The following is a 12,864-nucleotide window of genomic DNA, read 5'->3' on the forward strand; positions in this document are numbered from 1 at the left end:
CTCGTTGCGGCCATTGGCAGCAAGGGGGGATCCGCATGGAAGTCGCGAGCCTCGTTCTTCCCGTATTCGCGATCATCGTCACCGGCTGGCTGGCCGGCGAGCTCGGCTATCTCTCCCGCTCGCTCGCCGACGCGCTGGTGCATTTCGCCTACAACGTGGCAATGCCTGCGCTATTGATCGTCACCATCGCGCAGGAGCCTGCGGGCAATCTGCTGGAATGGCGTTTCCTGCTCGCGTTCGGCGGCGGCTCCCTCGTCTGCTTTGCGCTGGTCTTCCTGGTGGTCCGCGCCCGCGGAAAGCATGATCTCGCCAGCAGCACGATTCATGGCATGGCGGCGGCGATGACCAATACCGGCTTCGTGGCGCTGCCGATCCTGCACGCGATCTACGGCCAGCCCGCCGTCCTGCCTGCTGCGGTAGCGACAGTATTCGTCGCGGCCGTGATGTTTCCGATCACGGTCATCCTGCTGGAAAGGGACGCACGCGGATCGTCCGCGCAGTCCGCCGGCCTCGCGAAGCAGATCCTGCTCAATCCGATGGTGCTGTCGACGCTTTGCGGTCTCGTCTGGGCGATTACGGGCCTGCCGATTCCGGCGCCGGTTGCCGCCTACCTCAATATGGTCGCCGCCGCGCTCACGCCCTGCGCACTGTTTGCCATCGGGCTCGGCCTTTCGGTCGAGGGCCTGCGCTCCAACCTGAAGGCATCGTTCGCGCTCGCGCTCGTGAAGCTCGTGATCATGCCGCTGATCGTCTACGGACTTTGTGTGGTCACCGGCCTCAACGCGCTCTACACCGTCGCCGCCGTGATATGCGCCGCCGTGCCCACGGCGAAGACGGTGTACGTGCTGGCGCACGAACACAAGGTCGAGGAGAAACTGGTCGCGGCCACGGTCTCGGTCACGACGATGCTGTCGGTAGCGACATTGCTGGTCGCGCTATACCTTCTCTCGGGTCTGGCGACCGGCACGCGCTAACCCGCACTTATCTCGTGGTGTTGCTCCAGGTGGGCGCCGAGTTGGTCACGCCGACCGAGGGCCAATTGTAAGATCCGACCGACGGTGCCGTGACCGTTCCGACCGTCTGGCCGGACGAGCCGTAGGACGCCCGCGGCTGCACAGCAGTGGGCGCCCCGGCGCCGCCATAGGTTGGGGCCACCACGCCCGTGCTGTAATGTCGGCTCGACCGCGCCTTCTTCGCTTCAGCCGCAAAGGGCGCGGCAAGCAGCCCGGTCGTGATGAGCGCGGCAATGGCGAGTTTGATGCTTGTCATGGCTGATCCCTCGATCGCTGGGGCCCTTGTGCCATGTGTTCATTGATCGCACGATGTCCATAGGCACAAATTCATAACTCCGTGTGCTGGCGAATGTGCCGAAGCAGTGCGTTCGTCACCTCCGCTTCGGACGAATCATGCCCGCCTTCGGATGGACCCGAATCAGCGCTAGTGCATTGCCCTTAGCGACTTCGCGTATTGAGGCGACATGACCGGGCCCGAACTGAAGCAACTCCGCGCCGACCTCTCCGATGTCCTCGAGCGGAAGCTCACGGCGGCCGACATGGCAAAGCTCTGCGGATTGCCGGAGAAAGGCGGCAGTGACACCATCCGGCGCTGGGAGGTGAGCGGCCCGACGCCGGAGGCGACCAAGGTGCTGCGCGTGCTTGCGATGGCGAGCGAGCGCTACCCGATCCTGGAGAAGTTCGACATCTTCGATCGACATGACGTGCGCGAGGAAGACCGGCCCGCGAAGCGCGCGGCGTTCCGCGCGCAGATGCGCGATGAGGCGCGACGGCGTCTCGGTTAACGAAGGACGCCGAGAGGTTACCGAAGGGCTGCGAGGTTAAGCCTTCCTTCACCACTTCTTAAGCCGGCATTAAGCACGAAATTCATTTGCAGCCCAATAAGTTAGGTTGGGTCTCGCTGTGCCATGCATGTGACAGCATTTTCGTCAAAAGCGAGCTATCTGCAAAACCAACGCGGCGCGGAAAGCGCGCCTGCCGGGGACCTTAAGTGTCGGAGTTCAAGACGATGAAGAAGATTCTGTTTGCGACCGTTGCGCTGCTCGTGATGGGCGCTGCTGCACCGGCCGTCGGCGCCGATCTCGGCAACCGCAACTATTACAAGACGCCCGCGCCGGCCTATGCCGCGCCGATCTACAACTGGACCGGCTTCTACATCGGCGGCCATATCGGCGGCGCGTTCTCCAGCGACAACAATTTCAACGGCCTTTCCACCGGCAACAACGGCAATGGCCGTTTCCTCGGCGGCGTGCAGGTTGGTGGGGACTGGCAGTTCCACCCGAACTTCGTGGTCGGCGTCGAGGGCCAGTATTCCTGGCTCTCCGGCAGCGTCGGTGCCGTGTTTCCGGGCGGCATCGCATATACCAACGACCAGCGTGGCCTCGGCTCGATCACCGGCCGCGTCGGCTACACCTGGGGCCCCGGCCTCGTCTATGTGAAGGGCGGCTACGCCTATTCGGACAACAACGAGAAGGTGACGGTCGGCGGCGTGCCGACCGCGTTCGTCATCACCGGCGATCACCGCAACGGCTACACGGTCGGCGCCGGCCTCGAATACATGTTCGCCCCGAACTGGTCGGCCAAGGCCGAGTACCAGTACTACAATTTCGGCGACTCGAGCTTCACCGGCGGCCCGCTCGCGGGCACCGGCAGCTTCACGACCGACGACCACACCATCAAGGCGGGCGTCAACTACCGCTTCAACTGGGCAAGCCCGGCCGTCGCGCGCTACTGATCGGTTACCACAACCTTACCAGGACGGAAGGGCCGGCGATTTCGCCGGCCCTTCTTTTTTTCGCCCTGCGGAACACGCGCAACCGTTTGGGGAGATTGCGAATTTTTAACCGGCGGTGCGGATACTGCCGGCCGCAAACAGAAGCAAGAACGTTGGGGGAATTTCGATGGCGATCCGTTTCAGCCTTGGCGGCTCACTTGGCCGGATGCGGCCTCGTTTCAAAATGCCGACCTGGGGCGTGCGCGGCAGCCTGTTCGCGGCCTTTGCAGTGATCGCGGGCATGGGCCTCGTGATCGCAGCCGGCGCCGGCCTGGCGCTGCAGAATCTCGGCGGACGGATGACCGAGCTGAGCGGGCGGGATATTCCGCGCCTCACTGCCAGCCTGCAATTGTCGGCCCTCAGCGCCAGCCTAGCGGCACAGGGACCTGCCCTGCTCGCGGCTCAAACCGAGGAAGCCCTGAACGAGCGCACCAAGAAGCTCAAGGAGCTGCAGGAGCAGACCCAGCAGAAGCTCACCGAGATCATCGGGCTCGGCGGCGACAAGACCGTCGTCTCCGGACTCAGCGAGACGATGAAGAGCATCAACGAGGCGGCGCAGAGCCTCGCCAAGGCGGCCCGCGAGCGGCTCGATATCGCCGCCCTCCATGACAAGCAATATGACGCGCTTCGCAGCGCCCAGGGCGCCTTCGTCGGCGCGGCCAGTCCGGTGATGCTCGACGCGCAGACCCGGGTCAACGCCATTCTCGGCTCGGCCGACCTGTCCGCCGCAGATGCCAACGATGCCGCGCAGACCGTCGGCCAGCTCGGCAACGTCGTCGCCAGCGGCAATCGCGCGGCCGCCAACATGAGTGCGGCACTGTCGGCGAACACCAGCGACAAGCTCGACGACATCCAGAAGGAATTCAAGACGGCACAGGGACGCCTGCGGTCCAACCTCGATCTGTTGCCGGACAATCAGGGCAACAAGATGCTGCGCGAGACGGCGGAGAAGCTGATGGCGCTCGGCACCGGCAAGACCGGCGTGTTCAATCGCGTGAGAAGGAGCTCGACTCCGTCGACTACGGCCAGACCATCCTGGACGAGACCCGCAAGCTCAATGTCGGCCTCGGCATCAGCGTGCAGCAGCTCGTCGACGGCGTGCAGAAGGAGACCAACGCCTCGACCTCGCAGGCGCAGCAGGAGACCTCGCTCGCGACGACCGTGATGCTGGCCCTTGGTGCCTTGATGCTGGTCGGCTCGGCGCTGTTCGTCTGGCTCTATGTCGGCCGCAACATCCTGCGCCGCATCCGTGAGCTTCAGCGCGCCATGCAGCTGCTGTCGGCCGGCGACCTCGACACCGAGATCGTCCGCTCCCGGCAGAACGACGAGATCGGCGTGATGAAGGAAACGCTGACCGTGTTCCGCGACAGCATGATCGAAGCCCGGGCACTCGCCGCCGAGCAGGACAAGGACCGTGTCGCCAAGGCCGAGCGGGCCGCGCGCATGGAAGCGAAGATCGCCGAATTCGAAAGCACGGTGCGCTCCGCGCTCGACAATCTGGCGCAGTCGGCCAATTCGATGCAATCGACCGCGCAGAGCATGTCGACCACCGCCGACCAGTCCAACGCGCTGGTCAACGCGGTCGCCTCCGCCGCCGAGGAGACCTCGGTCAACGTGCAGACCGTGTCGTCAGGCACCGAGCAGCTGTCGTCCTCGATCGAGGAGATCAGCAAGCAGGTCGTGACCTCGGCCGCAATCGCCAAGAAGGCGGTCGACGAGGCCGGCGCCACCGACACCACGGTGCAGAGCCTTGCCGACAGCGCGAGCCGCATCAGCGTCGTGGTCGACCTGATCCAGACCATCGCCTCGCAGACCAATCTGCTCGCGCTCAACGCCACCATCGAGGCGGCGCGCGCGGGCGAGGCCGGCCGCGGCTTCGCGGTGGTCGCCTCCGAAGTGAAGAGCCTCGCGAGCCAGACCGCCAAGGCCACGGAGGAAATCCGCACCCAGATCGCCAGCATGCAGGAGATCACGACATCGGCGGTCGGCGCCATCCAGGGCATCGGCCGGATCATCGGCGAGATCGACAACGTGACCACAACGATCGCAGCCGCAGTCGAGGAGCAGGGCGCCGCCACCCGCGAGATCGCGCGCAACATCCAGCATGCCGCCGGCGGCACCAGCGAAGTCTCCAGCAACATCGTCGGCGTCTCCACCGCCTCGGCCGAAGCCGGCGCCGCGGCAAACGAAGTGCTGGGCGCCTCCGACGCGCTCCGACGCGAAGCCGACATGCTGCGCGGAGAGATCGACGCGTTCCTCAACAACATGCGGGCGGCCTGACGTCATTCCGGGGCGCCTCGAAGAGGCGAACCCGGAATCTCGCAACAATCTCCAGATTCTCGGGTGCGCAACAGCGCACCTGAGTTCGCGCTCCGCGCGCCCCGGAATGACGACGTTTTTTACGGTCACGACCGGGACGCGGAAAAACGCCGCCCGGTATGTCCGCCATGCGGAGACCACGGACGGTCCTTTTTCGGCTGGCGTCCCGCCGTATGTGCGGGTACCGATAATGCATGAACGCAAAAACCGACACCGCACAGTCCTCGGCCGAAGCCCTGCGCTACCCCTGGGAACAGCACCCCGGCCACGACGAGGTCGTGGAGATCAGGCCCGGCGTGTTGTGGGTGCGGCTGAAGCTGCCGTTCCGCCTCAACCATGTGAACATCTACCTGCTCGCCGACGGCGACGGTTATGCGATGGTGGATACCGGCTTCGGCAACGAGGAGACGATCGAGGCCTGGACCAAGCTATTCGACGGGCCGCTGAAGGGCGTCCACATCACGCGCCTGATCGTCACGCACTCCCACCCTGACCATGTCGGCCTTGCCGGCTGGGTCGTCGAGCGGTTCAACTGCCCGCTGGTGATGTCGCAGGTCGAATATCTGCAATCGGTCTATCACCAGAACCGCGGCACCGCGGAGCGGCAGGAAGCGCAGCGGCTGTTCTTCCGCCGCCACGGCATGGACGAGTCGCTCACCGAAAAGCTGCTCGGCCGCGGCCAGGATTATCTCAAGCGCGTTTCGGTGCTGCCGCCCTCCTACCGCCGCATCTCCCATGGCGAGGACGTCGTGATCGGCACGCGCCGCTTCAAGGTGATCACCGGCGGCGGCCACGCGCTCGACCAGGTGATGCTGTATTGCGCCGACGACAAGCTGTTCCTCTCCGCCGACCAGGTGCTGAGCAAGATCTCGCCCAATGTCAGCGTCTGGGCGGTCGAGCCCGACCAGAACTCGCTCGGCGAATATCTGGCTTCACTCGCCAGCCTCACCACGACGCTGCCCTATGACGTCCTGGTGCTGCCCGGCCACGGCGTGCCGTTCTACGGATTGAAGACCCGCATCAAGCAGCTCGCCGACCACCATGAAGAGCGCTGCCGCCTGATCGCGGAAGCCTGCCGCGAGGTGCCACAGACCTCGCGCGCCCTGGTGCCCGTCGTGTTCAACAAGCATGTGCTCGACGAGCACCAGATGGGCTTTGCCGCCGGCGAGCTGGTCGCCCACGTCAACTACATGATCGTCGAGGGCCGGTTGACGGCCGAGACGAAGGACGGAGTGCTGCAGTTCACGACGACGTGAGTCACTTCGTCATGGCCGGGCTTGTGGCGGCATCTCACTTCATATTCGCGATTGCATGCAGCGCCGCGATGTAGCCGAACGGTCCGAGGCCACAGATCACGCCGGTCGCCACGAACGAGATCTTGGAGTGGCGGTGATATTCATCGCGGGCGTGGATGTTGGAGATGTGGACTTCCAGCACCGGCCCTTCGAACGTCTTGATCGCGTCCATGATCGCGACCGAGGTGAAGGAAAATCCGGCCGGATTGATGATGATTGCATCGGCGTCCTGCCGCGCCGACTGGATCAGGTCGACCAGCACGCCTTCATGGTTGGATTGGTGGAAGGCGAGCTTGAGCCCGAGCGATGCGGCGGCCGCCTCGCAGCTCGCGTTGACCTCTGCGAGCGTCGTCGTGCCGTAGATGTGCGGCTCGCGGATGCCGAGCATATTGAGGTTGGGACCGTTCAGAATCATGACTCGCTTCATCGGGCGTCCTTTCGCATGAGCTGCTGGCGAGCCGATCCGCGCCTCGCCAAGGCAAAGGCTACGACATCGGCGCGACCAGCTCAGCAATCATGGACGGAGCGCGCCCCATGGACAAAATGTCCAAGCCGGCGGCAACGGTCCCCGGCTTTCCCCGAAGCCTTGGCCGTGCGGACGGGCCAGCGTTAGGCGTTTGATCCACATCAACTATCGCCGGCGATACGCCGCTATCAATGGACCCGCGCGCCTCGTCACAAATGTGTGCGGGCGCATGGACATTGGAGCTGGAAAAGCTCTAAAAATGAGCGGCCGCCGTGGCCGGGTTCCGTTGCAGGTTTTGCCGATGGATTACAACCAGTTCTTCGATACCGCCCTCGATCGTCTCCATTCCGAGCGGCGCTACCGCGTGTTCGCCGACCTGGAGCGCACGGCCGGCCGATTCCCGCACGCGGTCTGGCACTCGCCCAAGGGCAAGCGCGACGTCGTGATCTGGTGCTCGAACGATTATCTCGGCATGGGCCAGCATCCGAAAGTGGTCGGCGCCATGGTCGAGACTGCGACGCGCGTCGGCACCGGCGCCGGCGGCACCCGCAACATCGCCGGCACGCATCACCCGCTGGTGCAGCTCGAGGCCGAGCTCGCCGATCTCCATGGCAAAGAAGCCGCGCTACTGTTCACCTCGGGCTATGTCTCGAACCAGACCGGCATCCCGACCATCGCAAAACTCATTCCGAATTGCCTGATCCTGTCGGACGAGCTCAACCACAATTCGATGATCGAGGGCATCCGCCAGTCCGGCTGCGAGCGGGTCGTGTTCCGGCACAACGACCTTGCGCATCTCGAGGAGCTGTTGAAAGCGGCCGGCCCGAATAGGCCGAAGCTGATCGTCTGCGAGAGCCTCTATTCCATGGACGGCGACGTCGCACCGCTCGCCAAGATCTGCGATCTCGCCGAGAAGTACGACGCGATGACCTATGTCGACGAAGTCCACGCGGTCGGCATGTACGGCCCGCGCGGCGGCGGCATCGCCGAGCGTGACGGCGTCATGCACCGCATCGACATCCTCGAAGGCACGCTGGCGAAAGCCTTCGGCTGCCTCGGCGGCTACATCGCCGCCAACGGCCAGATCATCGACGCCGTGCGCTCCTATGCACCGGGCTTCATCTTCACCACCGCGCTGCCGCCGGCGATCTGCTCGGCTGCGACCGCCGCGATCAAGCACCTGAAGACCTCGAACTGGGAGCGCGAGCGCCACCAGGACCGTGCCGCCCGCGTCAAGGCGATCCTCAACGCCGCCGGCCTGCCTGTGATGTCGAGCGACACCCACATCGTGCCGCTGTTCGTCGGCGATCCCGAGAAGTGCAAGCAGGCGTCCGACCTCCTGCTCGAGGAGCACGGCATCTACATCCAGCCCATCAACTATCCGACGGTCGCCAAGGGCAGCGAGCGGCTGCGCATCACGCCTTCGCCCTATCACGACGATGGCCTGATCGATCAACTCGCCGAGGCCCTACTGCAAGTGTGGGAGCGCCTGGGTCTGCCGCTGCGCCAGAAGTCGCTCGCGGCGGAGTAGGTCTGTCTTACCCTCCCCTGGAGGGGGAGGGTCGGCTCACATTGAGCGCAGCGAAATGTGGGCCGGGGTGGGGTGACGGTGTCTCCTCATCCAACCGTGCCCGAGTGGATAGATCACCCCACCCCGCTCGCGCTTCGCGCGATCGACCCTCCCCCTCCAAGGGAGGGTGAGAGCAAGCAGCTCGCCCTACGACTTAACGACAACCCCAGTTCCCACCGCCGCGCGGCATTTCGCTGTCGCCTCGCCCCGTCCAACGCGCTAGAATTACTGGGAAAATGAGCTCGGGCGCCGCCGGCGCCCTTTCGAGAAGCGCGCTCGCCATGCTGCACGATTGGGGCGTGATCGCCGCCGCCTTCGGCTATATCGGCTTCCTGTTCCTGGTGGCGAGCCATGGCGATCGCCGCTCGCCGGCCGGGCGCGGCCGTGCCTCCGGGCTGATCTATCCGCTCTCGCTGGCGATCTACTGCACCTCCTGGACCTTCTTCGGCTCGGTCGGCTTCGCCACCCGCGCCTCGACCGACTTCCTCGCCATCTATGTCGGCCCGATCCTGATGATCGGGTTAGGCGCCGGCGTATTGCGCCGCGTGATCCAGCTCGCGAAAACCCACAACATCACGTCGATCGCCGACTTCATCGGGGCCCGCTATGGCAAGAGCCAGGCGGTGGCGGCCACCGTCGCACTGATCGCGATCATCGGCTCGGTGCCCTACATCGCGCTCCAGCTCAAGGCGGTCGCCTCCTCGCTCGAAACCATCCTGAGCGAAGACCAGGCCTTCTCCCACATCCCGATCGTCGGCGACGTCGCGCTGATGGTGACGCTGGCGATGGCGGCCTTCGCCGTGCTGTTCGGCACGCGGCAGACCGACGCGACCGAGCACCAGCACGGCCTGATGCTGGCGATCGCGACCGAATCCATCATCAAGCTGGTCGCCTTCCTCGCCGCCGGCATCTTCGTCACATTCTGGATGTTCTCGCCGCACGAACTGATCGAGCGCGCCATGAAGACGCCGGAGGCGGTGCGCGCCATCAACTATTCGCCGTCGATCGGCAACTTCCTCACCATGACGCTGCTGTCGCTTTGCGCCATCATGCTGCTGCCGCGCCAGTTCCACGTCAGTGTGGTCGAGAACTCCTCGGATGCCGAGGTCGGCCGCGCGCGCTGGCTGTTCCCGCTCTACCTCGTCGCCATCAATCTGTTCGTGATCCCGATCGCGCTCGCCGGCCTCGTCACCTTCCCGTTCGGCGCGGCCGACCCTGACATGTACGTGCTGGCACTGCCGATGGAGGGCGGTGCGGGGCTTCTCAGCGTCGCCATTTTCGTCGGCGGCCTGTCGGCGGCGACCGCGATGGTGATCGTCGAATGCGTCGCACTCTCCATCATGGTCTCGAACGACCTCGTGGTGCCGCTGGTGTTGCAACGGCGGCCGGAAGGACGCGCCGGCGGCGCGGATTTCAGCGACTTCCTGCTGCGCTCGCGGCGGCTTGCGATCTTCGCCATCATGGTGATGGCCTATTTCTACTATCGCGCGCTCGGCAATACCCAGCTCGTGGCGATCGGCCTGCTCTCCTTTGCCGCCATCGCGCAGCTTGCGCCGAGCTTCTTCGGCGGGCTGCTGTGGCGGCGCGCGACCGCGCGCGGAGCCATCGGCGGCATGCTGGTCGGCTTCGTGGTGTGGCTCTACACACTGTTCATCCCGAGCTTCATGGATACCTCGACATCAGGCATCCTGCTGCTCCAGCATGGCCCCTTCGGCATCGAGGCGCTGCGGCCGCAGGCGCTGTTCGGCGCCGATCTGCCTTCCTTGATGCACGGCGTGATCTGGTCCCTGTCGCTCAACATCCTGACCTATGTGCTGCTGTCGCTGGCACGAAGGCCCTCGTCGATCGAGCTGCTGCAGGCCGATCTGTTCGTGCCCAATACGCTCGCGCCGATCTCACCGAGCTTCCGCCGCTGGCGCACCACCGTCACCGTGCAGGACATCCAGACCACTGTGGCGCAATATCTCGGACCCGACCGCGCCCGGCATTCCTTCGAGGCGTTCTCCGCACGGCGCAACGTTCGTCTGGAGACGGGAGCGCCCGCCGATTTCGAGCTGTTACAGCATGCCGAGCATCTGATCGCCTCCTCGATTGGAGCTGCCTCCTCGCGTCTCGTGATGTCGCTGCTGCTGCGCAAGCGCACGGTCTCGGCCAAGGCTGCACTCAAGCTGCTCGACGACTCCCACGCGGCCCTGCATTTCAACCGCGAGATCCTGCAGACCGCGCTCAACCACGTGCGCCAGGGCATCGCCGTGTTCGATGCCGATCTGCAGCTGATCTGCTCCAACCGGCAGTTCGGCGATCTCCTCAACGTGCCCCCGCATATCGTCCAGTTCGGCGAGCCGCTGCGCGATATCCTGGAATTCATCGGCGTGAGCGATCCGGACGACCCGGTCGAGCGCGAGGCCATGCTGGAGCGGCGCCTCGCCGCCTACACCACCGACAGCGAGCCATATCTCGAACGCCTGCCGGAACGCCACATGGTGATCGAGGTGCTCACCAATCGCATGCCCGGCGGCGGCTTCGTCATCACCTTCACCGATGTCACGCCAACCTTCGAGGCGGCGGAAGCGCTCGAACGCGCCAACGCGACACTGGAAAAGCGCGTGCGCGACCGCACCGAGGAACTGACGCGGCTGAACTCCGAGCTGGCGCTGGCCAAGAGCGCGGCGGAAGACGCCAGCATCTCCAAGACGCGCTTCCTCGCCGCCGCCAGCCACGACATTCTCCAGCCGCTGAACGCGGCGCGGCTCTATGTCACGAGCCTGGTCGAGCGCCAGCACAGCGGCGAGGAGACGCGGCTGGTCGAGAACATCGACGAATCGCTGCAGGCGATCGAGGAGATCCTCGGCGCGCTGCTCGACATCTCGCGGCTGGACGCCGGCGCGATGACGACCTCGACCTCGAGCTTCAAGATGGCCGATCTGATGCGCTCGCTGGAGATCGAGTTCGCGCCGATCGCGCGTGCCAAGAACCTGGAGCTCACCTTCGTGCCGTGCTCGCTGCCGGTCGAATCGGACCGGCTGCTGCTGCGGCGCCTGCTGCAGAATTTGATCTCGAACGCGATCAAATACACCCCGCGCGGCCGCGTCCTGGTCGGCTGTCGCCGGCAAGGCCCTTCGCTCAAGATCTGCGTCTACGACACCGGCGTCGGCATCCCGCCGGTCAAGCGCGGCGAGATCTTCAAGGAATTCCACCGCCTCGAGCAGGGCGCGCGGATCGCGCGCGGGCTGGGGCTCGGCCTGTCGATCGTCGAACGCCTGGCGCGCGTGCTCAAGCACGGCATCGCCATCGACGGCAACAGGAGCGGCGGCTCGGTATTCTCCGTGACGGTGCCGACGGCGAAAGCGATCACCCACACCGCCGCGGTGACCAGCGCGACGCCGCTGGCGCGCACGCCGATTTCAGGCGCCCTGATCGTCTGTATCGAGAATGACGCGGCGATCCTCGATGGCATGCGCACGTTGCTGAAGGCCTGGGACGCCGAAGTGATCGCGGTCGCCGATCCCGAAGGCGCGATCGCCGCCATCGAGACGGCGGGACGGCGCGTCACCGGCCTCCTGGTCGACTATCATCTCGACCGCGGCAACGGCATTGCCGCGATCCGCGAGATCCGCCGCCGTTTCGGCGACGGCATCCCGGCGATCCTGATAACTGCCGACCGCAGCCCCGCCGTGCAGGTCGCTGCGCGCGACGAGAAGGTCGCGGTGCTGAACAAGCCGGTCAAGCCGGCCTCGCTCCGCGCCCTGCTCGGTCAGTGGCGCACGCAGCAGATGGTGGCGGCGGAGTGAAGCGGCTTGCTGGCGACGGCCGGCACGCTTGCACAATTCAGGGCGCCAGCCGCGTGAAGACGTAGTCCCGACTCTTGGCGCGAGCTTCGTGACAGCCCCAGCAAGTGCGGTGCTGGGCCTCGTCGACCGGCTTGCCGTTGATGAAACGGCCGAAGCCCCAGCCGCCCGTCGCCGCGTATTTTTTGGAATCCTTGACCATCACCTGGACCGTGGTAGCGGCACCAGGAATTGTCGCGGACGCGAACTCCGGCGACTGCTTCCGCTTCCAGGCGCGCTTGACCAGGATGGTGCCATCAGGGAATGGGAGCTTGCCGGCCTGATACGCATCGATTGCGGTCTGGTTGCCAACGACGGCGCGAAGCTCGTCGAGCGGCGCGGCTTCTTCGGCCGGCGCGATCAGCTCCCACTGCTTGTAACCGGGCGGAATCGTGATGCCGAAGATCGGCGAGGCGTCTGCCGCGTTTTGCGCAGGCCCCTCGGCAAGAGCGATCGAGACCAGATAGGGCACGCAAGTCAGCAGAACGACCAGAAGAAGCACGGCCAGCGTGATCACCGTGACGTAGGATCGCTCATTCTTTTCAGGTTCGATAAATGGCATGACGTTTCTTCAAGCTGGGATCGCGGTACATCCCCGGC

The 12,864-nt window shown here is 65.2% G+C and carries 9 protein-coding genes and 1 pseudogene; 7 read left to right on the forward strand and 3 right to left on the reverse strand.

Going from position 1 to position 12,864, the window contains the following annotated elements; genetic code table 11:
- Positions 1–35: 35 nt before the first annotated feature.
- Positions 36–974, forward strand: a complete 939-nt coding sequence (locus GGD61_RS07680; protein WP_092255782.1) for an AEC family transporter — start codon at positions 36–38, stop codon at positions 972–974.
- A gap of 7 nt (positions 975–981) precedes the next feature.
- Here GGD61_RS07680 and GGD61_RS07685 read toward each other — a convergent pair whose 3' ends face one another.
- Positions 982–1,269, reverse strand: a complete 288-nt coding sequence (locus tag GGD61_RS07685) for a hypothetical protein (RefSeq protein WP_177237079.1) — start codon at positions 1,267–1,269, stop codon at positions 982–984.
- Positions 1,270–1,477: 208 nt separating this feature from the next.
- On the opposite strand from GGD61_RS07685, the gene GGD61_RS07690 reads away from it, so the two are divergent.
- From GGD61_RS07690 to GGD61_RS07705, 4 genes and pseudogenes are all read left to right on the forward strand, one after another.
- Positions 1,478–1,798 carry a hypothetical protein gene (locus tag GGD61_RS07690; RefSeq protein WP_092255788.1) on the forward strand — a complete coding sequence of 107 codons (321 nt, stop codon included), beginning with the start codon at positions 1,478–1,480 and terminating at the stop codon, positions 1,796–1,798.
- A gap of 224 nt (positions 1,799–2,022) precedes the next feature.
- Positions 2,023–2,748 (forward strand): outer membrane protein, encoded by a 726-nt coding sequence (locus GGD61_RS07695; RefSeq protein ID WP_092255990.1) that lies wholly within the window; start codon positions 2,023–2,025, stop codon positions 2,746–2,748.
- Positions 2,749–2,914: 166 nt separating this feature from the next.
- Positions 2,915–5,067, forward strand: a pseudogene (locus GGD61_RS07700) (methyl-accepting chemotaxis protein).
- A gap of 233 nt (positions 5,068–5,300) precedes the next feature.
- Complete coding sequence (locus GGD61_RS07705) at positions 5,301–6,362, forward strand: MBL fold metallo-hydrolase (protein ID WP_092255793.1); 1,062 nt, start codon at positions 5,301–5,303, stop codon at positions 6,360–6,362.
- 34 nt (positions 6,363–6,396) lie between these two features.
- Here GGD61_RS07705 and aroQ read toward each other — a convergent pair whose 3' ends face one another.
- Positions 6,397–6,828, reverse strand: coding sequence for a type II 3-dehydroquinate dehydratase (gene aroQ, locus GGD61_RS07710; RefSeq protein WP_092255796.1), 432 nt, complete (start codon positions 6,826–6,828; stop codon positions 6,397–6,399).
- 340 nt (positions 6,829–7,168) lie between these two features.
- Here aroQ and hemA point away from each other — a divergent pair, with 340 nt between their 5' ends.
- Together hemA and GGD61_RS07720 are read left to right on the forward strand one after the other, a co-directional pair.
- Positions 7,169–8,398 carry a 5-aminolevulinate synthase gene (gene hemA / locus GGD61_RS07715; RefSeq protein ID WP_018316328.1) on the forward strand — a complete coding sequence of 410 codons (1,230 nt, stop codon included), beginning with the start codon at positions 7,169–7,171 and terminating at the stop codon, positions 8,396–8,398.
- Between the two features lie 320 nt (positions 8,399–8,718).
- Positions 8,719–12,228, forward strand: coding sequence for a PAS domain-containing hybrid sensor histidine kinase/response regulator (locus GGD61_RS07720; protein ID WP_183230517.1), 3,510 nt, complete (start codon positions 8,719–8,721; stop codon positions 12,226–12,228).
- A 37-nt stretch (positions 12,229–12,265) separates the two neighbouring features.
- Here GGD61_RS07720 and GGD61_RS07725 read toward each other — a convergent pair whose 3' ends face one another.
- Positions 12,266–12,826: a cytochrome P460 family protein gene (locus tag GGD61_RS07725; protein ID WP_092255799.1), complete on the reverse strand. Its 561-nt coding sequence runs from the start codon at positions 12,824–12,826 to the stop codon at positions 12,266–12,268.
- Positions 12,827–12,864: the final 38 nt, after the last annotated feature.

Origin of the sequence: Bradyrhizobium sp. SBR1B (genome assembly GCF_014198205.1) — a bacterium.
In the GTDB taxonomy this organism is placed as follows: Bacteria; Pseudomonadota; Alphaproteobacteria; order Rhizobiales; family Xanthobacteraceae; genus Bradyrhizobium.